Source organism: Streptomyces sp. NPDC005811 (genome assembly GCF_040630405.1).
Classification (GTDB): Bacteria; Actinomycetota; Actinomycetes; order Streptomycetales; family Streptomycetaceae; genus Streptomyces.
Genome location: NZ_JBEXXK010000003.1, coordinates 1 through 26530 on the forward strand (window position 1 = coordinate 1; position 26530 = coordinate 26530).

24 protein-coding genes and 3 tRNA genes are annotated in these 26530 nt (G+C 73.9%); 15 read left to right on the forward strand and 12 right to left on the reverse strand.

What is annotated here, in order from left to right; translation table 11 throughout:
- Positions 1 to 11: 11 nt before the first annotated feature.
- The gene (locus tag ABZ490_RS03655) at positions 12 to 767 is read right to left on the reverse strand and encodes a CoA transferase subunit A (RefSeq protein WP_358983621.1); all 756 of its coding nucleotides are present in this window, start codon (positions 765 to 767) and stop codon (positions 12 to 14) included.
- A gap of 179 nt (positions 768 to 946) precedes the next feature.
- Here ABZ490_RS03655 and ABZ490_RS03660 point away from each other — a divergent pair, with 179 nt between their 5' ends.
- Positions 947 to 1411: a MarR family transcriptional regulator gene (locus tag ABZ490_RS03660; protein WP_358983623.1), complete on the forward strand. Its 465-nt coding sequence runs from the start codon at positions 947 to 949 to the stop codon at positions 1409 to 1411.
- Here ABZ490_RS03660 and ABZ490_RS03665 read toward each other — a convergent pair.
- Positions 1402 to 2412, reverse strand: coding sequence for a DUF3048 domain-containing protein (locus ABZ490_RS03665; RefSeq protein WP_358983625.1), 1011 nt, complete (start codon positions 2410 to 2412; stop codon positions 1402 to 1404). The genes ABZ490_RS03660 and ABZ490_RS03665 overlap by 10 nt on opposite strands.
- Before the next feature lie 184 nt (positions 2413 to 2596).
- Here ABZ490_RS03665 and ABZ490_RS03670 point away from each other — a divergent pair, with 184 nt between their 5' ends.
- Entirely contained in the window at positions 2597 to 3787 is a 1191-nt protein-coding gene (locus ABZ490_RS03670; RefSeq protein ID WP_358983627.1) for a zinc-dependent alcohol dehydrogenase, read from the forward strand.
- 1 nt (position 3788) lies between these two features.
- On the opposite strand, the gene ABZ490_RS03675 is transcribed toward ABZ490_RS03670, so the two are convergent.
- On the reverse strand, positions 3789 to 4895 hold the full coding sequence (locus ABZ490_RS03675; RefSeq protein ID WP_358983629.1) for an ATP-dependent DNA ligase: 1107 nt from the start codon (positions 4893 to 4895) through the stop codon (positions 3789 to 3791).
- 216 nt (positions 4896 to 5111) lie between these two features.
- On the opposite strand from ABZ490_RS03675, the gene ligD reads away from it, so the two are divergent.
- Both ligD and ABZ490_RS03685 read left to right on the forward strand, forming a co-directional pair.
- A complete protein-coding gene (gene ligD, locus ABZ490_RS03680; RefSeq protein WP_358983631.1) occupies positions 5112 to 6191 on the forward strand; it encodes a non-homologous end-joining DNA ligase in 1080 nt (359 codons plus the stop codon).
- A gap of 181 nt (positions 6192 to 6372) precedes the next feature.
- Positions 6373 to 7398: a LacI family DNA-binding transcriptional regulator gene (locus ABZ490_RS03685; protein ID WP_358983633.1), complete on the forward strand. Its 1026-nt coding sequence runs from the start codon at positions 6373 to 6375 to the stop codon at positions 7396 to 7398.
- Positions 7399 to 7414: 16 nt separating this feature from the next.
- Here ABZ490_RS03685 and ABZ490_RS03690 read toward each other — a convergent pair whose 3' ends face one another.
- A complete protein-coding gene (locus tag ABZ490_RS03690; RefSeq protein WP_358983635.1) occupies positions 7415 to 8206 on the reverse strand; it encodes a VOC family protein in 792 nt (263 codons plus the stop codon).
- A gap of 200 nt (positions 8207 to 8406) precedes the next feature.
- Here ABZ490_RS03690 and ABZ490_RS03695 point away from each other — a divergent pair, with 200 nt between their 5' ends.
- The 5 genes from ABZ490_RS03695 (at position 8407) to ABZ490_RS03715 (ending at position 11490) form a co-directional block, all read left to right on the forward strand.
- A complete protein-coding gene (locus tag ABZ490_RS03695) occupies positions 8407 to 8652 on the forward strand; it encodes a WhiB family transcriptional regulator (RefSeq protein ID WP_358983637.1) in 246 nt (81 codons plus the stop codon).
- Positions 8653 to 8739: 87 nt separating this feature from the next.
- Positions 8740 to 8811: transfer RNA gene (locus ABZ490_RS03700), tRNA-Ser, on the forward strand.
- An 8-nt stretch (positions 8812 to 8819) separates the two neighbouring features.
- A tRNA-Asp gene (locus ABZ490_RS03705) sits at positions 8820 to 8891 on the forward strand.
- A 29-nt stretch (positions 8892 to 8920) separates the two neighbouring features.
- Positions 8921 to 10282 carry an SDR family oxidoreductase gene (locus ABZ490_RS03710; RefSeq protein ID WP_358983639.1) on the forward strand — a complete coding sequence of 454 codons (1362 nt, stop codon included), beginning with the start codon at positions 8921 to 8923 and terminating at the stop codon, positions 10280 to 10282.
- A complete protein-coding gene (locus tag ABZ490_RS03715) occupies positions 10279 to 11490 on the forward strand; it encodes a ribonuclease inhibitor (RefSeq protein WP_358983641.1) in 1212 nt (403 codons plus the stop codon). Before ABZ490_RS03710 ends, ABZ490_RS03715 begins: the two co-directional genes overlap by 4 nt.
- On the opposite strand, the gene ABZ490_RS03720 is transcribed toward ABZ490_RS03715, so the two are convergent.
- Entirely contained in the window at positions 11471 to 13264 is a 1794-nt protein-coding gene (locus ABZ490_RS03720; protein ID WP_358983644.1) for an AAA family ATPase, read from the reverse strand. The two genes, ABZ490_RS03715 and ABZ490_RS03720, sit on opposite strands and share 20 nt — an antisense overlap.
- Positions 13265 to 13284: 20 nt before the next feature.
- A complete protein-coding gene (locus tag ABZ490_RS03725) occupies positions 13285 to 14685 on the reverse strand; it encodes a hypothetical protein (protein ID WP_358983646.1) in 1401 nt (466 codons plus the stop codon).
- A gap of 90 nt (positions 14686 to 14775) precedes the next feature.
- On the opposite strand from ABZ490_RS03725, the gene ABZ490_RS03730 reads away from it, so the two are divergent.
- Positions 14776 to 14851: transfer RNA gene (locus ABZ490_RS03730), tRNA-Trp, on the forward strand.
- Between the two features lie 22 nt (positions 14852 to 14873).
- Here the strand turns inward: ABZ490_RS03730 and ABZ490_RS03735 are convergent.
- The 5 genes from ABZ490_RS03735 to ABZ490_RS03755 form a co-directional block, all read right to left on the reverse strand.
- Positions 14874 to 15710 (reverse strand): hypothetical protein, encoded by an 837-nt coding sequence (locus tag ABZ490_RS03735; RefSeq protein ID WP_358983648.1) that lies wholly within the window; start codon positions 15708 to 15710, stop codon positions 14874 to 14876.
- A gap of 79 nt (positions 15711 to 15789) precedes the next feature.
- Complete coding sequence (locus ABZ490_RS03740) at positions 15790 to 16764, reverse strand: acyl-ACP desaturase (protein ID WP_358983650.1); 975 nt, start codon at positions 16762 to 16764, stop codon at positions 15790 to 15792.
- A 220-nt stretch (positions 16765 to 16984) separates the two neighbouring features.
- Complete coding sequence (gene ddaH / locus ABZ490_RS03745) at positions 16985 to 17761, reverse strand: dimethylargininase (protein ID WP_358983652.1); 777 nt, start codon at positions 17759 to 17761, stop codon at positions 16985 to 16987.
- Between the two features lie 161 nt (positions 17762 to 17922).
- Positions 17923 to 19545, reverse strand: a complete 1623-nt coding sequence (locus tag ABZ490_RS03750) for an ABC-F family ATP-binding cassette domain-containing protein (RefSeq protein ID WP_358983654.1) — start codon at positions 19543 to 19545, stop codon at positions 17923 to 17925.
- 298 nt (positions 19546 to 19843) lie between these two features.
- Complete coding sequence (locus tag ABZ490_RS03755) at positions 19844 to 20260, reverse strand: SsgA family sporulation/cell division regulator (protein WP_358983656.1); 417 nt, start codon at positions 20258 to 20260, stop codon at positions 19844 to 19846.
- 237 nt (positions 20261 to 20497) lie between these two features.
- Here ABZ490_RS03755 and ABZ490_RS03760 point away from each other — a divergent pair, with 237 nt between their 5' ends.
- From ABZ490_RS03760 to ABZ490_RS03770, 3 genes are all read left to right on the forward strand, one after another.
- Entirely contained in the window at positions 20498 to 21607 is a 1110-nt protein-coding gene (locus ABZ490_RS03760; RefSeq protein WP_358983658.1) for an oxidoreductase, read from the forward strand.
- Between the two features lie 98 nt (positions 21608 to 21705).
- Complete coding sequence (locus tag ABZ490_RS03765; protein ID WP_358983660.1) at positions 21706 to 22401, forward strand: endonuclease V; 696 nt, start codon at positions 21706 to 21708, stop codon at positions 22399 to 22401.
- Positions 22402 to 22502: 101 nt separating this feature from the next.
- On the forward strand, positions 22503 to 22649 hold the full coding sequence (locus ABZ490_RS03770; protein ID WP_099054161.1) for a hypothetical protein: 147 nt from the start codon (positions 22503 to 22505) through the stop codon (positions 22647 to 22649).
- Between the two features lie 31 nt (positions 22650 to 22680).
- Here the strand turns inward: ABZ490_RS03770 and ABZ490_RS03775 are convergent, their stop codons facing one another.
- A complete protein-coding gene (locus ABZ490_RS03775; RefSeq protein ID WP_358983663.1) occupies positions 22681 to 23853 on the reverse strand; it encodes a saccharopine dehydrogenase NADP-binding domain-containing protein in 1173 nt (390 codons plus the stop codon).
- A 218-nt stretch (positions 23854 to 24071) separates the two neighbouring features.
- Here ABZ490_RS03775 and ABZ490_RS03780 point away from each other — a divergent pair, with 218 nt between their 5' ends.
- Together ABZ490_RS03780 and ABZ490_RS03785 are read left to right on the forward strand one after the other, a co-directional pair.
- On the forward strand, positions 24072 to 25244 hold the full coding sequence (locus tag ABZ490_RS03780) for a CaiB/BaiF CoA-transferase family protein (protein WP_358983665.1): 1173 nt from the start codon (positions 24072 to 24074) through the stop codon (positions 25242 to 25244).
- A gap of 36 nt (positions 25245 to 25280) precedes the next feature.
- Entirely contained in the window at positions 25281 to 26495 is a 1215-nt protein-coding gene (locus ABZ490_RS03785; RefSeq protein ID WP_358983668.1) for an acetyl-CoA C-acetyltransferase, read from the forward strand.
- Positions 26496 to 26530 lie beyond the last annotated feature (35 nt).

The window sequence follows — 26530 nt, forward strand, 5'->3', positions numbered from 1 at the left end:
TGTCCAGGCCATCAGCTGCTCACCGTCCGCTGCTCGATCTTCTTGTCGGCCGCCTGCTCCGGGGTCAGCGCGACCACGCGCTGCACGAAGATGCCCGGCAGATGCACCGCGTCCGGGGCGATCTCCCCGGGCTCCACCAGTTCCTCCACCTCGGCGACCGTGATCCGCCCGGCCATCGCGGAGAGCGGGTTGAAGTTGCGGGAGGCCTTGTTGAAGACCAGGTTGCCGTGGCGGTCGCCCCGGGCGGCCCGGACCAGCGCGAAGTCGGTGCGGATGCCGCGCTCCAGCACGTACGGGGTGCCGTCGAACTCGCGCACCTCCTTCGGCGGGGACGCCAGCGCGACGCCGCCCTCACCGTCGTAGCGCCACGGCAGCCCGCCCTCGGCGACCTGGGTGCCCACCCCGGCGGGGGTGTAGAAGGCGGGGATGCCCGCGCCGCCGGCCCGCAGCCGCTCGGCGAGGGTGCCCTGCGGGATCAGCTCGACCTCGAGCTCCCCGGCCAGGTACTGGCGGGCGAACTCCTTGTTCGCGCCGATGTAGGAACCGGTCACCCGGGAGATCCGCCCGGCGGCGAGCAGGACCGCGAGGCCCGACTCCATCGCCCCGCAGTTGTTGGACACGACCGACAGCCCGCCCACGCCCCGCTCGTACAGGGCCTGGATGAGGACGTTCGGCACGCCGCTCAGTCCGAAACCGCCCACCGCCAGCGACGCGCCGTCCGGCACGTCGGCCACCGCCTCCAGGGCCGTGGCGACCACCTTGTCCATCCGTTGAGCCCCATCTCTGCGAATTAATCAGCGCACTGAGTATTTCAGCGAGGTGCCCCACGCTGCCACTGGCAGGTGAAAGCGTCAAGACCTGGGATGATGACGTGGCGCTTCCGGAGACAGCTGCGGGGGCGGCGAGTATTGTTCAGTACACCGACTAATTCGGACGGGGAGTGCACATGGCCGCGCTGGACCTCACCACCCACCCCGGGCACCTCGCCCGGCGGCTGCAGCAGGCGCACTACCTGCTGTGGAACACGATGGTCTCCGAGGAGATCACCTCCCCCCAGTTCGCCGTCCTCAACGCGCTCGTCGCCGAGCCGGGACTGGACCAGCGCACGGTGGGGGAGCGGGTCGGTCTCGACCGGTCGACCATCGCCGAGCTCATCAGCAGGCTCGGCCGCCGTGGGCTGCTCGACAAGGTCCGCGACCCCCAGGACGGCCGCCGCTCCCTGCTGCGCCTCACGGACGACGGCCTGCGCATCCACCGCAGGCTGACCGTACGCACGGCCCGGATGAACCAGGTCTTCCTCGCCCCGCTCTCCGCCGCGGAACAGGCACAGTTCTTCGACCTCATCCGCAGGGTCTCGGACGCGGCGGAAGGCCTGCGCAACCCCGCGGAACCGCTCGTACCTCAAGGCTGAGCCTTCGCGAAGACCACCCACACCTGCCCCTCGGCGAAGTCGACCGGGTTGCCGTCGGCGGTCGTGAAGTCCGTGCCGTCCCGCGCCGTCGGCCGCTTCCAGCGCACGTCGTAGGCCCGCCCGTCACGGAGCACCTCCGCCGTCCCCGAGCCCACCGTCTCGGTGTACGGCGTGTTGTTGCCGAGGAAGTCGTGGAACGCCGACGCGCGGGTCTTCACGTACTGCACCACCACCGTGGCCGGGGCCACCCGCTGTCCGTCGGCCGTCACCGTCGGCGTGCCGTCCATGGAGACCAGCCAGCGGGCCCGGTCCGCCGACCAGGTGAAGGTGAAGCGGGCCGCCGGATAGCGCACGGTGTGCGAGGCCTGCGTCCGGCCGCCGGAGGGTGCCGGGCCGTAGCGGAAGCCGGTGGTCAGCGCCGCCGCGCCCGGCGCCGACGGCAGCAGCCGGTCCGGGCGGAGGTAGAGGTTGTGCGGGGCGGCCCGGTCCGGGCCGCGGAAATAGGCACCGGACGCGTCGCCCGGCGTCACCGCGTCCAGGGGCGCCCGGTCGATCAGCGGCAGCAGCTTGTGCTGGGCCCCGGAGAACGCCAGCAGCGGCCGCCGGAACTGTTCCAGCAGCTCCAGATCGGACTCACGGGCGCTGCGCACCGGCCCCACCGCCTGCGGCAGCCTGCTCGCGTACACCGCCATCAGCCGGCTCAGCCCGCCCTCGACCTGCTCGACGTAGACGACGTCCGCGGCGTCCACCCCGGTCTGCGGACGGGCCGCGTCCGCGTTGTCGATCTTCACCGCGAGCACCGGGCCGAGGGACGTGGTGGGTGCGCCGGTGCCGTCCGGCCGCCCCGACGTGCTGTGCCCGTCGTCGGGCGACGGGGAGCGGGACGTCGTACAGCCGGCCGTGAGGGAGAGGGAGACGGCGAGGGCGGCGGCGAGCAGGGCGGCGGCCGGTGTCGTCCCGACCACCGCCCTGGAGCGTCTCGCGCGTCGTGCACCCACCATCGCCACCCCGTCTCCGTCCCTCGATTGTGCGCTCGTCCGTTCGGCCGCGCCTGCGTTCGGTACCGCCCGCGCGGGGGCGGGCCCGGTGTGACGGGGCCGCCGGTCCGGGTACCCGGGGACCAGCCGGGAACCGGGGCCCCGGGGCCGCCGGGGCGGACCGGACCGGCGGAGGGAGCGCGCCACCATGAAGGCAGTGACCTGGCAGGGGAAGCGGGACGTCCGGGTGGAGACCGTGCCCGACCCGGGGATCCAGGAACCCACCGACGCCGTCATCCGCATCACGTCCACCGGGCTGTGCGGCTCCGACCTGCACCTGTACGAGGTGCTCACCCCGTTCATGACCCCCGGTGACATCCTCGGCCACGAGCCGATGGGCATCGTCGAGGAGGTCGGCGCCGGGGTGCCCGACCTGAGGGCCGGCGACCGGGTCGTGGTGCCGTTCCAGATCGCCTGCGGCACGTGCTGGATGTGCCTGAACTCCCTGCCCACGCAGTGCGAGACCACCCAGGTCGGCGCCGAGGGCATGGGCGCCGCCGTGTTCGGCTACACCCGGCTGTACGGCGCGGTGCCCGGCGCCCAGGCCGGGTATCTGCGCGTCCCGCAGGCCCAGTTCGGCCCGATCAAGGTTCCCGAGGGCCCGCCCGACGACCGGTTCGTGTACCTCTCCGACGTCCTGCCCAGCGCCTGGCAGGCCGTCGCCTACGCCGAGGTCCCGCCCGGCGGCAGTGTCGCGGTGCTCGGGCTCGGCCCCATCGGCGACATGGCCTGCCGGATCGCGCGGCTGCGGGGCGCCGGGCGGGTGTTCGGCGTCGACCTGGTCGGCGAGCGGCTGCGCCGGGCCCGGGCGCGCGGCGTCGAGACGTACGACCTGCGCGCCTTCGACAGCGAGAAGGAACTGGTCACGGCCCTGCGCGACGAGACCGACGGGCGCGGCCCCGACGCCGTGATCGACGCCGTCGGCACCGAGGCGCACGGCAGCGCGGTCGCCCGCCTGGTCCAGAACGCCGCCGCGCTGATCCCGCGCACCCTCGGCGGCCCCCTGGCGGAACGCTTCAGCGTGGACCGGCTCGCCGCCCTGCACACCGCCGTCGAGCTGGTCCGGCGCGGCGGCACGCTCTCCCTGACCGGCGTCTACGGCGGCACGGCCGATCCGCTGCCCCTGGGCACCCTGTTCGACAAGCAGGTCCAGATCCGCATGGGCCAGGCCAATGTGCGCCGCTGGGCCGACGACATCCTGCCGTACCTCACCGACGAGGACCCGCTCGGCGTGGACGACTTCGCCACCCACCGGCTGCCGCTGACGGAGGCCCCGCACGCGTACGAGATGTTCCAGCGCAAGCAGGACGGCGCGGTGAAGATCCTGATGACGCCGTGACTCAGGGCGCCGTCGGAGGCGCCGGGGGCGGCGGGGACGGCGGAGGCGTGCCGAGGATCTCCGCGAGGTCGTAGCGCACGGGCTCCTCCAGCTGGCCGTACGTGCAGCTCTCCGGGGTGCGGTCCGGGCGCCAGCGGCGGAAACGGGCGGTGTGGCGGAACCGCGCCCCGTTCTCCATGTGGTCGTACGCCACCTCGGCCACCCGCTCCGGCCTCAGCGGCACCCAGGACAGGTCCTTCTTGCCCGACCAGCGGCTCGGCGCCCCCGGCAGCCGGGCCGTCTCATGGGCGGCCTCCTCGGCCCAGGCCGCCCACGGGTGCCCGGTGGGATCCGCCATCCGCGACGGCTCCAGCTCCTCGATCAGCTCGGCCCGGCGCTTCATGGGGAACGCGGCGGACACGCCCACGTGCTGGAGGGTGCCCCGGTCGTCGTACAGGCCCAGCAGCAGCGACCCGACGACCGGCCCGCTCTTGTGCAGGCGGTAGCCGGCGACCACCACGTCGGCGGTCCGCTCGTGCTTCACCTTGAACATGGCCCGCTCGTCCTGCCGGTAGAGCAGGGTGAGCGGCTTGGCGATCACCCCGTCCAGGCCCGCGCCCTCGTACTGCTCGAACCACCGCCGGGCCACCTCGACGTCGGTCGTCGCCGGCGCCAGGTGCACGGGCGGCGTCACCCCCGCCAGCGCCCTGGTCAGCAGTTCCCGCCGGCCGGTCAGCGGTACGTCGAGCAGCGCGGTGTCCGCCAGCGCCAGCAGGTCGAACGCCACGAACGAGGCCGGCGTCCGCCCGGCCAGCGTGCGCACCCTCGACTCCGCCGGATGGATGCGCTCGGTGAGCGCGTCGAAGTCCAGCCGGCCCTCCCGCGCGATCACGATCTCCCCGTCCAGCACGCAGCGCTCGGGCACCCGCTCCTTCAGCGCCTCCACCAGCTCGGGAAAGTACCTGGTCAGCGGCTTTCCGGTGCGGCTGCCCAGCTCGACCTCCGCCCCGTCGCGGAACACTATCGCCCGGAACCCGTCCCACTTCGCCTCGTACTGCATCCCCGCCGGGATCGCCGCCACCGACTTGGCGAGCATCGGCTTCACGGGCGGCATCACCGGAAGATCCATGGCTCCGACTCTACGAGCCGCCCGGGGCGCCCGCACGCCGCACCCATCCGCGCGGGCGACGGCTCCGAAGGAGAGGCGAGGGCCCATTGAAGCTGTGCTCTCGTCCGTCGCCCGGCTGTGGCCGACGCTCCGGCCGGGCGACCATCCCGCACGGCGACCGACGGGGGAGGTTTGCCCGGTATGCGCGTCCTGGGCGGTGCGCCTACCGTGGCTCGCATGGCTGATGCGGTGGAACTGGAGGCGGGCGGCCGGACCGTGCGGCTGTCCAGCCCCGACAAGGTCTTCTTCCCGGAGCGCGGCTTCACCAAGCTGGACCTCGCCCGCTACTACCGGGCCGTCGCGCCCGGCATCCTGCGCGCCCTGCGCAACCGCCCCACCACCCTGGAGCGCTACCCCGACGGCGTGACCGGCGAGTCCTTCTTCCAGAAGCGGGCCCCGAAGAACATGCCCGACTGGATCCCCACCGCCCACATCACCTTCCCCAGCGGGCGCAGCGCCGACGAGATGTGTCCCACCGAGGAGGCGGCCGTGCTGTGGGCCGCCCAGTACGGCACGCTCACCTTCCACCCCTGGCCCGTCCGCCGCGACGACGTGGACCGCCCCGACGAGCTGCGCATCGACCTCGACCCGCAGCCCGGCACCGACTTCGACGACGCCGTCCGCGCCGCCCACGAACTGCGGTCCGTCCTCGACGAGTTCGGCGGTCTGCGGGGCTGGCCCAAGACCTCCGGCGGCCGCGGCCTGCACGTCTTCGTGCCGATCCGGCCGGAGTGGACCTTCACCCAGGTGCGGCGCGCCGCCATCGCCGTCGGCCGGGAGATGGAGCGGCGGATGCCGGACCGGGTGACGATCAAGTGGTGGAAGGAGGAGCGCGGCGAGCGCATCTTCCTCGACTACAACCAGACCGCCCGGGACCGCACCATCGCCTCCGCCTACTCCGTACGGCCCCGCCCGCACGCCCCCGTCTCGGCGCCGCTGCGCTGGGAGGAGGTCGGTGAGGCGCACCCGCGCGACTTCGACCTCGCGACGATGCCGGCCCGCTTCGCCGCACTCGGCGACGTCCACGCCGACATGGACGAGCACGCCTTCTCCCTGGAGTCCCTCCTGGAACTCGCCCGCCGCGACGAGCACGACCACGGCCTCGGCGACCTCCCGTACCCGCCGGAGTACCCGAAGATGCCGGGCGAGCCGAAGCGGGTCCAGCCGAGCCGGGCCCGCAGCGAGGACGCCCCGCCGCCCGCCCGCTCCCACCGCCGCGAGAAGCCGGCGCCCCCGCCGGAGTCGGCGGGCCCCTGAGCCGAAGGGGCTGCCGGGGCTCTCCCCCTGACGACGGGTCACCGCCCGGCCCCGCCCCGCCCCCGCCCGGCGACGAGAGCGCTCTCACCCGACCTCGCCCGGACCTCGCCCGGACCTCGCCCGGACCTCTCCCGGAGCTATCCTGATCCGCACCCACCGAGGTCCGAGGAGGAGCCCCGACGTGACCGAGACCGCGCAGCGTCCCACCCTGGAGGCCGTGGCCGCGCGGGCCGGGGTGTCCAGGGCCACCGTGTCGAGGGTCGTCAACGGCGGGGACGGGGTCCGGGAGCCTCTGGTGGAGCGGGTCCGGCGGGCCGTGGAGGAACTCGGGTACGTGCCCAACCAGGCGGCCCGCTCCCTGGTGACCAGGCGGCACGGCGCCGTGGCCGTCGTCATCGCCGAACCGGAGACCAGGGTCTTCGCCGACCCGTTCTTCGCGCTCCAGCTCCGCGGCATCAGCAAGGAGCTGACCGCCCAGGACAACCAGCTGGTCCTGCTGCTCACCGAGGGCCGCGACGACCACACACGGGTCGCCCGCTATCTCGCCGGCGGCCATGTCGACGGCGCCCTGGTCTTCTCCCTCCACCTCGACGACCCGCTGCCCGGCCTCATCCGGGGCGCCGGTCTGCCGACCGTGTTCGGCGGCCGCCCCGGCTGGAGCGACGGCGAGGCCGGTGTGGCGTACGTCGACAGCGACAACCGCGGCGGGGCCCGCGAGGCCGTACGCCATCTCGTCGGCCTCGGCCGCACCCGGATCGCGCACCTCACCGGCCCCCTCGACCAGACCTCGGCGGCCGACCGCCTCGACGGCTACCGGGACGTCATGGGCGCGGCCGACCCGCGGCTCGTCGTGGAGAGCGACTTCACCCCCGGCGGCGGTGAGCGCGCGATGCGCGCCCTCCTGGAGCGCCGCCCGGACGTCGACGCCGTGTTCGCCGCGAACGACCTCACCGCCTCCGGCGCGCTGCGGGTGCTGCGCGAGCGGGGGCGGCGGGTGCCCGAGGACGTGGCGGTGGTCGGCTTCGACGACATGCTGCCGGTCGCCGAGGCCACCGACCCGCCGCTGACGACGGTCCGTCAGGACATCGAGGAGATGGGCCGGATCATGGCCCGCCTCCTGCTGCGCCGCCTCGACCCGCGCACCTCCGACGAGACCCCGGCCGGAGTGGTCCTGCCGACCACCCTGGTGCGCCGCGCCTCGGCCTGAGCCCGCCCGCCGGCCCTCAGCCCTCCCGCTGCGCGCTTCTGATCACCGCGAAACGCGCCCCGTACGGATCGGCCAGCCGGGCCATCCGGCCCACGCCCTCGACGTCCGCCGCCGGCATCCGGACCCGGCCGCCCCGCGCCTCCGCCTCGGCGGCCACCGCGTCCACGTCCGCGACCTCGAAGTACGGCAGCCAGTACGCCCCGTCCCGCGCCTCGGTCGGATCGTCGGCCAGCGTCACGAACCCGCCGAACATCTCGTCCTCGCCCGCGCCCGGAGGGTTGACACACGTGTACACGCCACCGGGGAAGGGGACCGCGGAGGTCTCCAGACCCATGGTCGTGTAGTAGAAGGCCGCCGCCGCGGCGACATCCGGCGTGTACAGCTCCACCCAGCACAGCGAACCGGGTTCGCCGGCCAGGTCCACGCCCTTGTTCCGACCCGGCTGCCAGAGGCCGAAGGGCACCCCCGCCGAGTCGGCGACGATCGCCATCATGCCCTGTCCCATGACGTCCATGGGGGCGAAGAGCACCCGGCCGTGGGCCCGTTCGGCGGCCTGGGCGGTGGCGTCCACGTCCGACGACTGGAAATAGACCGTCCAGGCCGGGGGACCCTGCGCGGGCGTGGTCTGCATCCCGCCCGCGACCGTTCTGCCCTCCGAGCGGAAGAAGCCGTAACCGCCGGCGTCCGGCCCCGCGGACTCGAAGCGCCAGCCGAACAGGGCGCCGTAGAAGGAGGTGGCGCCGTCGATGTCGGGGGTGCCGAGATCGATCCAGTTCGGAGCACCGTCGACGAAACGGGTGGTGAGCATCTCCGCCCTCCTCACAAGGGTCCCGTTGCCTGCACTGCCGAGTCTTGCACCGCCCACCGACAACCGCAGGGGCGCGTTCCGCGCGCCGCCGTGCGCGGAGGCCTCCCGGGGCGTCATCATCAGGGCGGCCGGAGGCCTGCGTCCGCCCCGTATATCGGGCGTTGATCGAACGTTTTTCGCCGCAGGGCACGATCCTGGCCATGCATACCGACACGATCCCCACGTCCGACCTCGGCTGGCAGAGCCAGGCGCTGTGCGCGCAGACCGGGGCGGACTTCTTCTTCCCGGAGCCCGGCAGCTCGGTGCGCGAGGCCAAGCGCATCTGCGGCATGTGCGACATGCGCGTGGCCTGTCTCGAGTACGCCCTCGCCCACGACGAGCGCTTCGGCGTCTGGGGCGGCCTGTCCGAGAAGGAGCGCCTCCAGATCAGGCGCACGTCCTGCTGACCCGTCACCGGGCGGCCGGCCAGGAGAGGTGCCTCGGAAATCCGGGCGACCGCGTCGCGGGGGTGCGGTTAGGATCCGGGGGCGCCACCGGGCGTAGCGCAGAGGCAGTCGCACCGGCTTGCTCAGCCGGATACGCCGGTTCGAATCCGGTCGTCCGGGCGCGGAGGGGTCCCGTAGAGCAGAGGCAGACTCGCCACCCTGTCAAGGTGGATACGCCGGTTCGAATCCGGTCGGGACCGCGGTACGGCGAGCACGGGGGCGGGGACGGATGGGCGAGGAGAGCGGACGGGCGGCGGTCACCGCGCCGGTCGGCGAGACGGAACTGGCCGCCTTCCACGCGCTGGTCGGCAGACTGCGCGCGCTCCCCGTCGACGATCCCGTACGGCTGCGCGCCGAGCAGGTCGCCGCGTCCTTCGCGCGCGACGGACGGCTGCGCCGCCGCAAGGCCCGCGGCGCCGAGCTGTCGGCCGCCGACGCCGCCGCGATGGCCGCTACCGCCACCGGAGCCCCGGACCGGCGCGAGGACGCGCCCCTGACCGGCGCCGGCACCGGCGACGGAGGCGTGTTCCTGCGGCCCCGCACCTGTTACGTCTGCAAGGTGTCGTATCGACAGGTCGACACCTTCTACCACCGGCTCTGCCCCGGCTGCGCCGCCGACAACACCGCCCGCCGCGCCCTGAGCACCGATCTGCGCGGGCGGCGCGTCCTGCTGACCGGCGGCCGGGTGAAGATCGGCTTCCAGCTGGCGCTGATGATGCTGCGCGACGGCGCGGAGGTCCAGGTCACCTCCCGGTTCCCGCACGACACCGTCCGGCGCTTCCGGGCCGAGCCGGGCAGCGGCCGGTGGCTGGACCGGCTCACCGTCCTCGCCGTCGACCTGCGCGACCCGCGCCAGGTGCTGGGCCTGTGCGAGGACCTGCGCGCCGAGGGCCGGCCCCTCGACATCCTCGTCAACAACGCGGCCCAGACCGTGCGCCGCCCCGCGCAGTCGTACGCCCTGCTCGCGGCCGGCGAGGTCGACGCGCTGCCCGAGGGGGCGCGGCAGGCCCCCGGGTTCGCGCCGATGCGCATGCTCCCCGGCGGGGCCGCCGCGCTGCCCGCGGCCCTGCGCGAGGCCGACGAGGCCGGTCTGCTGCCCGATCCCTCCCCGGAGAACTCCTGGTCGGCGACGCTCGGCGCGCTCGACCCGGCCGAGGTCCTGGAGACCCAGCTCGTCAACGCCCTCGCCCCCGCCCTGCTGTGCGACCGGCTGCTGCCGCTGCTGCTCGCCTCCCCGCACCCGCGCCGGTACGTCGTCAACGTCACGGCCGTCGAGGGCCGGTTCGCCGTGCGCAACAAGATGCCGGGGCACCCGCACACCAACATGGCCAAGGCCGCCCTCAACATGCTCACCCGCACCAGCGCCGCCGAACTCGCCTCCCGGGGTGTCCACATGTGCGCCGTGGACACCGGCTGGATCACCGACGAGAACCCGGCGCCGAAGAAGGCGCGGATGGCGGGCGCCGGCTTCCGCACCCCGCTCGACATCGTCGACGGCGCGGCCCGCGTGTACGACCCGATCGTGCGCGGCGAGGCCGGGGACCCGGTGTCGGGCGTGTTCCTGAAGGACTACCGGGAGGCGGAGTGGTGAACGAGGAGAACCCGGCCGCTGGGTTCGCCGGAGTGCCGCAGGTCGTTCCCCGGCCGCTCGCCGATCTCGCGCCGCTGCTCGACTGGCTGCGCGCCGGGCGGCCGGCGGGGGAGCGGCTGGACTTCACGGCCGGGACCGCGCTGCCGGACGGGCGGCTGGACCTGTGCAAGCAGGGGCTGGGCGCCGAGGGGGCGGCGCTGGTCGCCGAGGCCCTGGCCGACGGCCCGTCGCCGGTACGGCACCTGCTGCTGGGCACCGACGCCCTCGGTGACGAGGGCGCCGCCGCCGTGGCCGGCACCGAGGCGCCGGTGGAGACGCTCTACCTCGGCTGCAACGGCATCACCGCGGGCGGCGCCTGCCGGATCGCCGACCAGCTGCGCGCCTCGCCGCAGGTCGTCACCGGGGTCTGGCTCAAGCGCAACCCGCTCGGCGACGGGGCGGGCCGGGCGGCCGCCGAACTCGTCGGGTCCGCACGGACCCTGCGCACCCTCGACCTCGTCCAGACGGGACTGGACGCGTCCGGCGCCGCACGGCTCGCCGACGCGCTCCTGGCCGCCGCCGACGGCGGCCGGCGCATCGAGCGGCTGTTCGTCGGCGGCAACCCGCTGGGTGCGCCGGGCGCCGAGGCGCTCGCCGCGGTGATCGCCTCGGGGGCCGTCGACGAGCTGTACGTGTCCGCCGCCCGGCTGGGTGACGCCGGCGCCCTCCGGCTCGCCGACGCGCTGTCCCGGGCGCCGTACGGGCGGCTCACCCGGCTGTCCGTCGCCAGCAACGGCATCGGACCGCGGGCCGCGGCCGCGCTGGTGGACGCGGCCACCGCCGCCGGGGTCACCCTGCTGGACCTCGGCCGGGTGCGTGCCGCCGCCGTGCTCGGCGCCGCCGACAACCGGCTCGACCTGGAGGCCGCCGACCGCATCGGCCGGACCCTGGCCGCCGGGGAACACCGCCTCGCCCATCTGTACCTGCGCGACACGGGCCTGCGCAGCCGCGAGGCCCACCGCCTGCTCGACCACGCGCCCCGCGCCGCCACGGCGACCCGTTTCGTCCTCGGCCGGTCCGTCGCGACCAGTGTCAAACGCCGCCTCGCGGCGCTCAGCGCCCATGTCCCGCCCCCGTCCGTGTCCCCCGACGTGGCCGCCGTGCGCAGCGTCCACCGCACGGCACCCCCGGCGGATCCTGACCACGGCCTCACCTCCCCTTCCCCGTGAACACCTCCATCCAGAACCGCTGGTGTTTCTCCGAGGCCCCCACCAGATAGGTCGCCCGCAGCTTCGGCGGCAGATGGCGCACCAGCCGGGCCACCACCGTGCGATGCCGGCGCAGCTGGGACAGCTCGGCGTTGGCGAGGATCTGGTGGACGACGTCACTGTCGTCCGCGCCCTCGTCCGAGTGCGCGGCGGCGCGGCGCAGCCGGGCCTCCCAGGCGTCCGCGTCCCGGGCGAGTTCGCCGAGACCGGTGACCGGCCGGCCGCGGAGGCGGTCGATCAGCGCGGTCAGCGGCACGGGCGCGTACGCGCCGTCGCCGAGGTAGACCGTCGCCATCTCCAGCGGCAGCCCCCGCCGGTGCAGCTTGATCAGCCGCTCCAGGGTGCGTTTGGTGATCCAGGCCCGGCCCTCCTCGTCGATGTCGTGCTTCCACCACTCCAGGACCGTCTCGGCGTCCGCCCCGTACCGCTCCAGCAGCCACTCGTTGGCCGGGATGTCCTCCGGCGCCACCTCCAGGGAGGCCGTGAACCGGGTCGCCTGCGCGATGTTGTTCCGGGACACCAGCAGCTTGCGGCCCAGGTGGTACGGCGGGTTCTGCACGGCTATCTGGGCGCGCAGGTTCTCGATCCGCCGCCCGGCCAGTGACCACTCCTGGGTGATCTCCATCAGCTTCGCGAACGCGGCCCGGTCCTTGGGCCGGTTGTACTCGTCCCACACGATCGCCTTGGGCTCGGGCCCGGTGAACCGCACGGCGAGCAGGTTGTCCAGCGTGCCGGCCGGCGAGGGTACCGGCGCGCACAGGTCCTCGACGTTCGTCACCGGCAGCGAGAAGTACAGCGGGTCCCTCCCGAGCCCCTCGCGGAGCGTCTCGCGCACCAGTTCCGTCTTGCCGCAGCCGGGCGGCCCCTGGAGGAGCACCGTCCAGCGGTTGCGCAGCGCCGCCCGCACCACCTGCCGTACCGGGTCGGGGACGGTGGCCGGGTTGGGCACGCCCAGGGCCTCGGCGATCCGGTCCAGGATCTCGGCCGTGCGGTTCGGCCCGGGTCTGCCGTCCGGTCCGGGCTCGGCCAGCCGCAGCCGCTCCCCGTCGACCAGGGGCAGCCCCCAGCGCAGCGGGAAGCCCTCGCGCGCCTGGGCGAGGACATGGTCGAGGGTGCGCGGGGAGAGCAGCTCGCGCAGGCCGGGGGAGAGCGACGCCCACACGGCGAACACCGGCCGCAGGTCCCACGGGCGGTACGCGGCCGTGAGGTGGCGCCGCCACGACGTGTCGTTCGCCGTGATCCGCATCGTCACCATCCGGTCCAGCAGCGCGAGGTCGCCGCGCCGGGCCGAGGTCTCGGTGAGCGACTCGTTGTCGGTGAGGAAGACCCCGACACAGCCCAGGGCCCGCAGATCGTGCTCGCCCAGCGTCCAGTTGCAGGCGATCTGCATCAGCTGCGACTGGATGGTGTCGCCCGCCTGGAGCGAGTCGTCGATGAGCAGCACGAACGGCCGCCCCGGCGTCAGCTGGCTCATCACCAGCTGACGCAGCACGAGTTCACCCGAGCGGGGGTCGCGTACCGGCGCGTTGACGAGCAGGTCGTCGGGGGTGAGGTTCGCGGCCGGTACGTAGACCAGCGCGGTGTCCGGGCGGGTGCGCGCGAGGTACGAGAAGAACGTCGACGTCTTGCCGATGCCGTGTTCCCCGAAGACCTGGCCGGTCTGGCCGAGGTCGATCATCGCGTCGATGAACGACTCGAGACGCGAGGCGGTCTGCTGCGGTGCTTGCGTGGTCATGTTCCGGTTCCTGTGCTCGGTCACCGTGATCCGGTGGTCACGCGATGGCAGGCCATCGCCGGGGTGTGCCGCTCGGGCCACTCGTCGCCGCCCTCGGTGATCAGCCATATCCACTTGCCGGGCTCGGCCGGGGTGATCGGCGGCGCGTGGCCGTCGGTCAGGACGACGACCGCGTCCGGATTCCCGTCGAAGAGGCGGCCCTTGACCTCCGTACGCCCCTCCACGTGGTCGGCGACCGCCTGGAAGCTCGTGCCTCCGCCGCCGTACACCCTCCCGCCCGGCTCGAACGGCATCACCACGCCGTCGAAGGACAGCCAGTGCGCGTCGACGCCGTCGATCCGCCCGACCAGGTCGGTGAGCCAGCGCACCACGTGGTCCGGCATCGACCCCGAGGTGTCGTACGCGATCACCAGGACCTTCTCGCGGACCGGGCCGCGCCGCGCCAGCATCGGGTCCTGGCCGAGCGCCGCGAGCAGCGCGCCCCTTTTCCTGGGGTACACCAGCCGCTCGCCGTCCCGGAGTCTCGAGGCGAGCACGTCGACCAGCCAGCGCTGCCACCAGTGGACGGTCCCCGTGCGCGTGGTCCCGCCGCGCAGCGCGCCCGCGCCCAGGGTGCCCCACAGCCGGGCCGCCCGCGCCGAGTCGCCCTCGGTCCGGCCCATCAGCTCCAGCAGCTCCCGCTCCGCGCCGGCGTGCCCGCGGCGGGCCGCCAGCAGGGAGTTGAGCAGCGCCGAGGACGTCACCGCGTCGACGGTCTCCTGGTCGGCGGGGACCCGGCCCGTCAGGTGCACACAGAGCCGGTGTTCCACGACCGGCGGACGGTGCATCCGCTTCAGCTCGCCGTAGACCCGCATGTCCGTCTCGGTGAACGCCTCGTAGTCCACCGGCTCCCGCCCGTGGGCCGTCAGGTCCTCGACGTAGGCCTCATGGATCCGCCGCGGGTCGACGCCCGTGGGGCGGCCGTCCAGCAGGGGCAGGGTGTCGCGCTCCAGCCGGACCAGGGCCACATGGTTGACGGCCACCTCCGCGGCCAGCTCGAACAACGGGTCCTCGCGCAGCTCGGGTTCGGCCAGCAGATGCCGGTGGACCAGATGCCTCGCCTCGTGGAACAGGACGAACTTGACGCCGTCCAGGCCCAGTCGGACGAAGAAGTCCGGGTTGTACAGCAGCAGGCAGGTGCCGTCGCCGGAGGCCACCACGGCCGCCGTGTCCACGGCCGTAGTCGGGATCTGGTGGTGGCACCTGGTGTACAGCCAGGACGCCACCGCCGACTCCGTCAGCCCGAAGTCCAGCAGCGCCGCCTCCTTCAGCCGCCGCGCCCGCGCGACGACTTCGGGATCGGCCGGCCGGTAGACCTCCAGCGCCCGGCGGTCGGCCAGGTCCACCACCGGCGCACGCCGCCCCCGCTCTCCGTACCCCATGCCGCAGCCCCCCGTACGACGTTCCCCCAGTACCTCATTGGTAGCAGCCCGCACCGACAACGGGCCAAGGCATTAAGCTCCACGGCAAGGGCGGGGCCGTAGCGCAGCGGCAGCCGCACCGGTCTCCAGAACCGGAACACGCTGGTTCGAATCCAGCCGCCCCGCCCCCCTTCCCGGCCGTGCCGTGCTCAGGCGAGGGCGCCCGCCGTCCGCACCAGTTCCGGGGCGGTCCCGTGGAAGGTCTCGGCGAGCTGGGCCAGGACGGCCCAGGCCTCCTCGCGGTCGCCGAGGTGGGCGCGGACGAGCGGGCGCAGCGCGTCCTCGGCCTCGGGGACGCGGGCCGGGAACATCAGCCGCCCCATGGCGAGGACTTCGAGGACACGGACCGCCGGGCCGTGGCCGGTGGCGTAGGCGGCGGGTCCGTCCAGCACGCCCGCCTCCCGCAGCCGGTGCGTGAACTTGGCGTGCGTGCCGAACCCCGCGCGCAGCGCGGGCGGGCAGTCCGGGCGGGTCGAGAGCGCCCAGCGGGTGTAGCCCGGCAGCGGCTGTCCGGCGTCCGCCTCGGCGACCGTCGCCCAGTCGTCCCGGGTCAGCACCATGGAGCAGGCCGCGCGGGCCGAGGCCATGGAGTCCACCGCGCGCAGGGCGCCCACGAGGCCGTGGCGTAGGTAGCTCTCGGGGATCTCGGGTTCCTCCTCGCCCGCCAGCTCGCGATCCACCGGTACGGGGGCCGTGCGGCCGGGGCCGAACGGCAGCCCGCGGACGACGGCCCGCCGCAGCCCCGTGTTGCTGCCCAGGTGGGGCCAGACCAGGGCGTTCAGCCGGGGGTCGTCCTGCTCCAGCGTCCACAGCGCGACGGACGCCGGTACGGGGGACCAGTTCCAGGCCCGTCTGATCCGCCGCCGGGCCAGCCGCGCGGGTTCGCCGGCGGACAGGCCCGTGCGGGCCCGGACGCGGGCCGCGGTGTCGTCGTCGGTGAGGCCGACGAGGAAGTCGACCGCCAGGCGCGTGGTGTCGTCGAGCATGGCGGCATGATGCCGTACAGCGCCGACAGGGCGCACCGATGTTTCGGTGCGCCCCTCGTCGGTGGGCCGAGCCCGGGTGTCAGGCCCCGGCGCGCGCCGCCATGCGCGCCTTGCGCGCGGCCAGCTTCTCGTCGAACTTCGACGCCTCGGAGTCCAGGGCGTTCATGAACAGGCCCAGCTCCTCCTGCGCCTTCTGCCCCTCGGGGCCGAGGCCGTCGATCTCCATGATCTTCAGGAAGCGCAGCACGGGCTGGATGACGTCGTCGTGGTGGATGCGCAGGTTGTAGACCTCGCCGATGGCCATCTGCGCGGCCCACCGCTCGAAGCCGGGCATGCCGTGGCCGGGCATGCGGAAGTTCAGGACGACGTCCCGCACGGCCTGCATGGTGAGGTCGGGGGCGAGGTCGAAGGCGGCCTTCAGCAGGTTGCGGTAGAAGACCATGTGCAGGTTCTCGTCGGTCGCGATGCGCGCGAGCATGCGGTCGCAGACCGGGTCGCCGGACTGGTGACCGGTGTTGCGGTGCGAGATGCGGGTCGCGAGCTCCTGGAAGGCGACGTACGCGACCGAGTGCAGCATGGAGTGCCGGTTGTCGGACTCGAAGCCCTCGCTCATGTGCATCATCCGGAACTGCTCCAGCTTGTCCGGGTCCACCGCGCGTGAGGCGAGCAGGTAGTCGCGCATCACGATGCCGTGCCGGCCCTCCTCCGCCGTCCAGCGGTGCACCCAGGTGCCCCAGGCGCCGTCGCGGCCGAAGAGGGTGGCGATCTCGTGGTGGTAGCTGGGGAGGTTGTCCTCGGTCAGGAGGTTCACGACGAGCGCGATCCGGCCGATCTCGGTGACCTTGGACTGACCCTTCTCCCAGGCCTCGCCGTCCTCGAAGAAGCCGGGGAAGTTGCGGCCGTCGCTCCAGGGCACGTACTCGTGGGGCATCCAGTCCTTGGTGACCTTGAGATGCCGGTTGAGTTCCGTCTCGACCACTTCCTCGAGCGCGTACAGCAGCTTGGCGTCGGTCCAGACGGCGGGGCTGCCGAGGTGAGGGGAGGCGATCGTCACGAGGTACTCCAGGGGGACAGGAAAACGGAGCAGAAGACTCCGGCGAGCGGATACCGGAACCTACGGGATCGTAGGCTACGAAACCGTAGGTTACGAAGCCGTAGGTTAAGGCTGCTGTAAAGATCGCTGATCAGCCAGGTTCCCCAAGGGATTTCGAGGGGTGCCGAACGGCCCCGGGATCCGCAGGTCCCAGGGCTGAAGAGGTGATCCGCTCACCCGCTCAGGCGTACAGTTCCCGAAGTCGCACCGAGAGGCAAGTCACACACCCCTCCAGCTTCTCGAACTCGCCGATGTCGACCGTGACGGGTTCGAGGCCGAGCTCGGCGAAGAGCTCCGCCGACCGGGGCGCGGCGGCCGACATGAGCACCTTCGGGCCGCCCAGGAGCACCACGTGCGCGCCGGCCTCCTCGGGCACCGACAGGAACCGGGGGAACAGCGAGGGCCGGTCGACGTGCGGGATGTGCCCGATCACCGTGGCGTCGGGCAGCGCGGTGACCGCCGACTTCAGATGCAGCACCTTGCTCACCGGCACGGCGACCACCCGCGCCCCGAGCGGCTCGAACGCCGCCCGCACCTGCTGGAGCCCGGCGGCGTTGGTCCGTCCGCCGCGCCCCACGTAGATCGTGTCGCCGACCTTCAGCACGTCGCCGCCGTCCAGGGTGCCCGGCTCCCAGATCCAGTTCACCGAGCAGCCGAGACGGGCCACGGCCTCCTCGACCCCGTCCGTCTCCGCGCGCCGGGACTCCGCGCCGGAGCGCGCGATCAGGGCGACGTTCTTGTACATGACGACGGCGTCCTCGACGAACACGGCGTCGGGGCAGTCGTCGGCCGGGTCGACCTCGATCGTCTCCCAGCCGTGCGCGCGCAGCGTCTCCGTGTACGCCTCCCACTGGTCGAGGGCGAGGTCGGCATCGATCTTCTCGCGCTCGATGTGGGTCACCAGCCCCTCGGCGAGACGGGGGCCGGGGCGGCGGACGAGGGCTTTCCTGCTGGGCACGGACGGGTCTCCGAATCAGTGGCGGCTCGGGCCCGGCCGGCGGGTCGCGCCGGAGGTCCGACCGGCGCCCCTGACACGGCGCCGGTCCGCCATCATGCAGCGCGGGTCCACCAGGACAAAACCCCTGGCGCCCGCCTGTGCCCCTCCTGAGACCGCCCCGTCTACGCCGGGTCCGCCACCTCCTCCAGGCTGCTCTCGCGCAACTCCCCGTCCAGCAGCAGCCAGCGGGTGATCCCGATCGACTCCAGGAACGGCAGATCGTGACTGGCGACGACGAGGGCGCCCTCGTAGGACTCCAGGGCCGTGGTGAGCTGCCGCACACTCGCCATGTCGAGGTTGTTCGTCGGCTCGTCGAGGAGCAGCAGCTGCGGGGCCGGCTCGGCGAGCATCAGCGCCGCCAGGGCCGCCCGGAAGCGCTCCCCGCCGGACAGCGTGCCCGCGTTCTGGTCCGCGCGGGCGCCCCGGAACAGGAACCGGGCGAGCCGGGCCCGGATCCGGTTGTTCGTGGCGGCCGGCGCGAACCGCGCCACGTTCTCGGCGACCGTCAGCGCGTCGTCGAGGACGTCCAGGCGCTGCGGCAGGAACCGCAGCGGCACGTGCGCGTGCGCCTCGCCCGCGACCGGCGCCAGCTCCCCGGCGACGGTGCGCAGCAGGGTCGTCTTGCCCGCGCCGTTGCGCCCGACGAGCGCCACGCGCTCCGGCCCGCGCAGATCGAGACCGCCCGCCACGCGCGCGCCGTACGCCAGTTCCAGGTCCCGCAGGGTGAGGACCTCACGCCCCGGCGGGACGGCCGTGAACGGCAGCTCGACCCGGATCTCGTCGTCGTCCCGGACCGCCTCCGCGGCCTCGTCGAGCCGCTCCCTGGCCTCGGTGAGGCGCTCCTCGTGCAGGATGCGGTGCTTGCCCGCGGACTCCTGCGCCGCCCGCCTGCGCGCCCCCATGACGATCTTCGGCTCGCGTTTCTGCTCGAACATCTTCTGTCCGTAGCGCTTGCGGCGGGCGAGCTTGACCTGGGCGTCGGCCAGTTCGCGCTTCTGCCGGCGCAGATCGGCCTCCGCGACGCGCACCATGCGCTCGGCCGCCTCCTGCTCTCCGGCGAGGGCCTCCTCGTAGGCGGAGAAGGTGCCGCCGTACCAGGTGATCTCCCCGCCGCGCAGATCGGCGATCTGGTCGACGAGCTCCAGCAGTTCCCGGTCGTGGCTGACCACGATCAGGACGCCCGGCCAGGACTCGACGGCCGCGTACAGCCGCCGGCGGGCGTGGCGGTCGAGGTTGTTGGTGGGTTCGTCGAGCAGCAGGACGTCCGGGCGGCGCAGCAGCAGGGCGGCCAGCCGCAGCAGGACGGACTCGCCGCCGGACACCTCGCCGACGGTGCGGTCCAGGCCGATGTGGCCGAGGCCCAGCTCACCGAGGGTGGCCAGGGCGCGTTCCTCCACGTCCCAGTCGTCGCCGAGGGCCTCGAAGTGCTCCTCCGAGGAGTCGCCGGCCTCGATGGCGTGCAGGGCGGACCGCTGGACGGCGATGCCGAGGACGTCGTCGACGCGCCGGCCGGTGTCGAGCGTGACGTTCTGCGGGAGGTGGCCGACCTCGCCGGAGACCCGCACGGTGCCCTCGGTGGGGGTGAGCAGCCCGGCGACCAGTTTGAGCAGGGTCGACTTGCCGGAGCCGTTGACGCCGACGAGCCCGGTCCGGCCGGGGCCGAAGGAGGCGTCGAGGCCGTCGAGGACGGCGGTGCCGTCGGGCCAGGAGAAGGAGAGGGAGGAACAGGCGATGGATCGTGTCAAAGGGGCCTCGCGGTGTGCGTGTGCGGTCAGGGGCATACGCGTGTCGAGACACCGGAGGGCGGCGACCACCGCGGGAACGGCGGGAGCGGGGGCATACGGAAAGCCCTGTTGCTCAAGGACGGTTCGAGGACGGCTCGAAGACGCCGAGGTCGCACGCAGCGCCCGCACGGGTGCGGGGCATGGTGTCTCAGGACCTCAGACGAGCAACGTCCTTCTCCAATCGGCGGCAACAGGACCGCTTCAGACGATAGGAGGGGCCGGCGGCCGCGTCAAAGGATTAAAACCGGCCGCGCGCGGTTCAGCAGGCGTCCCGCATCAGTTCCGCGAGGTCGTGATCGAGATCGAGCTGGAGGTGCTCCAGACCGACCGGTACCAGCTCCCCGGTGGCGCTCAGGAAGCGGCGGATGTCCGACGAGTGGACGTGCACGACGGCGGTGCCCTCGGGGGCGTGGAACTCCAGCACCGTGCGGCCGTACCCGTACGGGCGGACGCGGACGTCGCCATGGCCCTCGGCGCGTTCCAGACCCGCGGCGAGCAGGTCACGGGCGAAGGTCCAGCAGACCTCGACGCCTTCCAGGGTCGCGGGGGCCGGGAAGGTCATCCGGACGGCGAACGGATCGCTCCGGTCGTAGTGCAGCATGGCGGGGATGCTCGGCATCCGAGGCGCGGCGGCGACCAGGCGGGCCTCAACGGGCTGCTCGATGACGGTGGACAACGCCTTGCTCCCTTGCTGACGAGGGGACGGACTTTCCGGCCGGACGGGGACCGGATACAGGAAGAGACGCTGGAACCGGCCGATCCGTGCACACCGAGGGCGAGTGACCTCGGTCACCGCCTTCATGCACCGGAGTGACACCGGAGTGACACACCTCTCCTGCCGTTGCGGGCAGGGCGGTGGAGGCGGCCGAGGCCCTCTGGACGCCATCGGGGCCGTGGGCTAGCTTCCCGCGCCATGAGGCGCTTGGGGAAGACGCGACGCACGGTAAGGACGGTAAGAACTGCACGAAGGAGGGCGTGGGCCGCCGCGGTGGCGGTCTGCGCGGCGGCGCTGGCCACGCTGCCCGCCGCGCCCGTCCACGCGCACGGCGATCCGCAGTGGGCGCCGAAGGACACCGGCAGTCCCGCGGTCCGCTTCCGTGGGCTGGCCGCGGTCGACCGGCACACCGCGTGGCTGTCGGGCACCCAGGGCACCGTGCTGCGCACCGGCGACGGCGGGGCGAGCTGGCGCGACGTCTCGCCGCCCGGCGCCGCCGACCTGCAGTTCCGCGACATCGAGGCGTTCGACGCGCGCCGCGCGGTGGTGCTGGCGATCGGCGAGGGCGAGGCCTCGCGGGTGTACCGGACCGACGACGGCGGGGCGACCTGGACGGAGTCCTTCCGCAACACCGACGCGAAGGCGTTCTACGACTGCATGACCTTCTTCGACCGCCGCCACGGCCTCGCGATGAGCGACCCGGTGGACGGAAGGTTCCGCATCCTGTCGACCGCGGACGGCGGCCGGTCCTGGACCGTGCTCCCGGACACCGGAATGCCGGCCGCCCTGGACGGCGAGGCCGGCTTCGCCGCGAGCGGCCAGTGCCTGGTCTCCGCCGGGCCGAGGGACGTGTGGCTGGCCACCGGCGGCGCGGCCCGCGCGCGGGTGCTGCACTCCGCCGACCGGGGACGGACCTGGACCGCCGCCGACACCCCCGTCCCGGCGGGCGACCCCGCGCGCGGGGTGTTCGCGCTCGCCTTCCGCGACCGGACGCACGGCCTCGCCGTCGGCGGCGACTACCGCGCCGGTCAGCCCTCCCCGGACGCCGCCGCCACCACGGGCGACGCGGGCCGCAGCTGGCGTCCCGCCGCCGGACCGCCGCCCGCCTACCGCTCCGGCGTGGCCTGGCTCCCGCACCGGCGCGCCGCCGCCCTCGCCGTCGGCCCCACCGGCACGGACCTGACCACCGACGGCGGCCGCACCTGGCGCACCCTCGACACGGGCTCCTACGACACCGTCGACTGCGCCCCCGACGGCGGCTGCTGGGCGGCGGGCGAACAAGGACGGGCGGCACGGCTGGAGCACTGACCGGCCCGGGACGCCGGGACGCCGGGACGCCGGGACGCCGGACCGTCGGGAAACCTGATCGCGGGCCCGCGCGGGGGAGCCGTACGCTCGTCACCACCATGACGACCGTAGACATTCCCGCGGGCTGGCCCGCGACCGAGGAGGAGGCCCGCGCCGTCCAGGACGAGCTGCGGGTCCGCGTGGTGCTCGGCGAACCGGGCCCGCCACCCGGGACCGGCCGGGTGACGGGGGTGGACGTCGCCTACGACGACGAACGGGACGTCGTCGCGGCCGCGGCCGTCGTGCTGGACGCGGCGAGCCTCGACGTCGTCGCCGAGGCCACCGCCGTCGGCCGGATCTCGTTCCCGTACGTGCCCGGTCTGCTGGCCTTCCGCGAGATCCCGACCGTGCTGGCGGCCCTGGGCGCCCTGTCCGTGGCGCCCGGCCTGGTCGTCTGCGACGGCTACGGCCTCGCCCACCCGCGCCGCTTCGGCCTCGCGAGCCACCTCGGCGTCCTCACCGGCCTGCCCACGATCGGCGTCGCGAAGAACCCGTTCACCTTCACGTACGACGACCCGGACGCACCGCGCGGAGCCTCCTCACCGCTCCTCGCGGGCGCCGAGGAGGTCGGGCGGGCCCTGCGCACCCGGCAGGACGTCAAGCCGGTCTTCGTCTCCGTCGGCCACCGCACGACCCTGGCGAACGCCTGCGCCCACACCCTCGCCCTGACGCCGCGGTTCCGCCTGCCGGAGACGACACGCAGGGCCGACGCGCTGTGCCGGCGGGCACTCAAGGAGGCGACGGGCGGGCCCTGACGGGTCCGCCCGGGAACCCGGCCCGAGTACGCGGCCTGAGTACGCGGTCTGAGTATCCGTACGGATGCGGGCGCCGCCCGTCGGCGGCGAGGCTTGGGCCCATGACCACGCACCGTGCCCCGAAGCCCCTCGCCGACCCGGACCGGCCCGTCGAGCGCGCCGTCAACGCCGCCCTGATCCTCGCCGTGCTCGCGGGCCTCGGCTGGATCGTCGGCATGATCTACACGCTCGTCGAGTGGCCGGTCTGAGCCGGCGCGCCGCGAGGGCGGCCGGTGCCGCTCAGCGGCTCGCCGCCACCCGGAAGCGGATGCCCGCGCGGATCAGCCGCTCGGTCAGCGCGTCGCCCATCGCCACCGCCGTGGTGACCTGACCCGCCGTCGGCGGCAGGTCGTCGCAGGCCAGCGCCAGCGCCCCCTCGGCGAACATCTTCGCCGTCTCGTCGTAGCCGGGGTCGCCGCCCGAGACCTCCGTGAACACCCTCCGGCCGCCGCCCTCGCCGACGAACCGGACCGAGAACCAGCTCCGGGCCCGCTTCTCCGCGCTCGGCCCCTCCCCGGGCCTGAGCCGGTCCGACAGCCAGCGGCGGGCGGGCGGCAGCTGGGCGGCCGCGACGACCGTCCCGACGGCCGCGGCCCCGCCCACGGCGACCGGCAGCCGCCGTACGGCCGCGTAGTGGCGGTAGCGGAAATCGGGGCCGTAACGTTCCAGCGCCTTCGCCGACCGGCCCACGATCCGCGGGTCCACCGTCGGCAGCGGCAGCGCCCAGGCGTCCACCTCCGGGGCGAACCGGGGCCCGCCCGCGGACGCGGTGGCCCGCCGGCCCATCAGCCGCGGCTCGTGCCGGCGCCGGTCCCGCGCGGCCGAGGCCATCTGCCTGCGGCGCCCGAACTGGCCCAGCGCCGAGGCGAACGTCCCGCCCGAGAAGGCGGCGTCCGCCGTCACGAAGCCGTCCACGGTCAGCGGCACGCCCTCGGGCAGCTGCCGGACGGTGAAGTACACGCCGAGGTCGTGCGGGACGGAGTCGAAGCCCGCGGCGTGCACCAGCCGGGCGCCCGTCTCCCGCGCGCGGATGTCGTGCCGGACGTACATCAGGTCCAGGAACTCCGGCTCGCCGCTGAGGTCCAGGTAGTCGGCGCCGGTGTCCGCGCAGGCGGCGACCAGGTCCTCGCCGTACTCCACGTAGGGGCCGACGGTCGTGGCCACCACGCGCGCGTGCTCGGCGAGGGCGCGCAGCGAGTCCGGGTCCGCGACGTCGGCGGTGAGCACCCCGGCCGGTACACCGAGCCGCTCGCGCAGCCGCTCCAGTTTCTCCCGGCTGCGGCCGGCGATCGCCCAGCGCAGCTCCCCGGGCGCGTGGGCGGCGAGGTACTCGGCGGTGAGCGTCCCGACGAATCCGGTCGCACCGAAGAGCACGATGTCGTACGGACGGTCCGTCCTCTTTAGCCTGCTCATGACACCCCTTGCCCGTTCATGACACCTCTTGGTCCCGCAGCCCGCGCCGCCGTCGGTGGCTGAGGCTAGCGTGAGGAGTGCGCAGGCCGACGACGGGCCGGAGGCGGCAGGTCGCGCCTAGACTGGCTAAGCGCTTGCTCGCTCCGCTCTTGTGCCCACTGGAACACGTTCTTAACATCACGGGTGTTACATCGGTTGTGTCACAGCAAGGGGGCTGGATGACGACGGCACACACGTCCGGGCACGGCCCGCTCGCCGGAGTGCGCGTGGTGGAGCTCGCCGGCATCGGCCCGGGCCCCTTCGCCGCGATGCTGCTGGCCGACCTCGGCGCCGACGTCGTCCGCGTGGACCGCCCCGGCGGCCCCTCCCTCGGCGTCGACCCGGCCCACGACGTCACCAACCGCAACAAGCGCTCGGTCGTCGTCGACCTCAAGGCACCCGACGGCCCCGCGCGCGTGCTCGACCTCGCCGCCCGCGCCGACGTGCTGATCGAGGGCAACCGGCCCGGCGTCGCCGAACGGCTCGGCGTCGGCCCCGAGGACTGCCACGCCCGCAACCCCCGGCTGGTCTACGGCCGGATGACCGGCTGGGGCCAGGAGGGCCCCCTCGCCCACCGCGCCGGCCACGACATCGCCTACATCGCGCTGACCGGTACCCTCGGCATGATCGGCGCCCCCGACACCCCGCCGCCCGCCCCCGCCAACCTGCTCGGCGACTACGCGGGCGGCTCCCTCTACCTCGTCGTCGGCGTCCTCGCCGCGCTCCACCACGCGCGCGTGAGCGGCACCGGCCAGGTCGTCGACGCGGCGATCGTGGACGGCACCGCCCACCTCTCCACGATGATCCACGGCATGCTCGCGGCCGGCGGCTGGCGGGACCGGCGCGCCGCCAACCTCCTCGACGGCGGCTGCCCGTACTACGGCACCTACGAGACCGCCGACGGCGGGTACCTGGCTGTCGGCGCCCTGGAACCGCAGTTCTACGACGAGTTCACCCGCCTCCTCGGCCTCGGCGACTTCCGGGACGCCCGCAAGGACCGGACCCGCTGGGGCGAGCTGCGCGAGGCGGTCGCCGCCCGCTTCAAGGCCCGCACGCGGGACGAGTGGACGGCCCTGTTCGAGGGCTCCGACGCGTGCGTGGCGCCCGTGCTGTCGCTGCGCGAGGCCCCGCACCACCCGCACCTCGCCGCCCGCGGCACCTTCACCGACCACGGCGGCATCACCCAGCCGGCCCCCGCACCCCGCTTCTCCGCCACCCCCACGGCCGTCCGTTCCGGCCCCGCGCGGCCCGGCGCCGACACCGCGGAGGTGGCCCGCGACTGGGACGTACCGGGGCTGGTGGACGACCTCGCGAAGACCCCCGTGGACGGCCTCCCGCGCCAGGGCGACTGACCCCGTTCGGCCCACCCTCCCCGAAAGGCTTGACCAGTGAGCACCGAAGCGTACGTGTACGACGCGATCCGCACCCCGCGCGGGCGCGGCAAGGCGAACGGCGCCCTGCACGGCACGAAGCCCATCGACCTCGTCGTCGGCCTCATCCACGCCCTGCGCGACCGCTTCCCGGGCCTCGACCCGGCCGCGATCGACGACATCGTCCTCGGCGTCGTCAGCCCGGTGGGCGACCAGGGCTCCGACATCGCGCGGACCGCCGCGATCGCCGCAGGGCTGCCGGACACCGTGGCGGGCGTCCAGGAGAACCGCTTCTGCGCATCGGGCCTGGAGGCCGTCAACCTCGCCGCCGCCAAGGTCCGCTCCGGCTGGGAGGACCTGGTCCTCGCGGGCGGCGTGGAGTCGATGTCCCGGGTGCCGATGGCCTCCGACGGCGGCGCCTGGTTCAACGACCCGATGACCAACCTCGCCGTCAACTTCGTGCCGCAGGGCATCGGCGCCGACCTCATCGCCACCATCGAGGGCTTCTCCCGCCGTGACGTCGACGAGTACGCGGCGCTGTCGCAGGAGCGGGCGGCGACGGCCTGGAAGGACGGCCGCTTCGACCGCTCCGTCGTCCCGGTCACGGACCGCGCCGGCCTCGTCGTCCTCGACCACGACGAGCACCTGCGCCCCGGCACCACCGCCGACTCCCTCGCCGCGCTCAAGCCGTCCTTCGCCGACATCGGCGAGCTCGGCGGCTTCGACGCGGTGGCGCTCCAGACGTACCACTGGGTGGAGAAGATCGACCACGTCCACCACGCGGGCAACTCCTCCGGCATCGTCGACGGCGCCTCCCTGGTCGCCATCGGCTCCCGCGAGGTCGGCGAGCGTCACGGGCTCACCCCGCGCGCGCGGATCGTCTCCGCCGCCGTCTCCGGCTCCGAGCCGACCATCATGCTCACCGGCCCCGCCCCGGCCACCCGCAAGGCCCTCGCCAAGGCGGGACTGACCATCGACGACATCGACCTCGTGGAGATCAACGAGGCGTTCGCCGCGGTGGTGCTGCGGTTCGTCAAGGACATGGGCCTGTCCCTGGACAAGGTCAACGTCAACGGCGGCGCCATCGCCCTCGGCCACCCCCTCGGCGCCACCGGCGGGATGATCCTCGGCTCCCTCGTCGACGAACTGGAGCGCCAGGACAAGCGCTACGGCCTCGCCACCCTCTGCGTCGGCGGCGGCATGGGCATCGCCACGATCGTCGAGCGCGTCTGACCCTCCCCAGCGGCACCCCACAGACTTCTACGGAG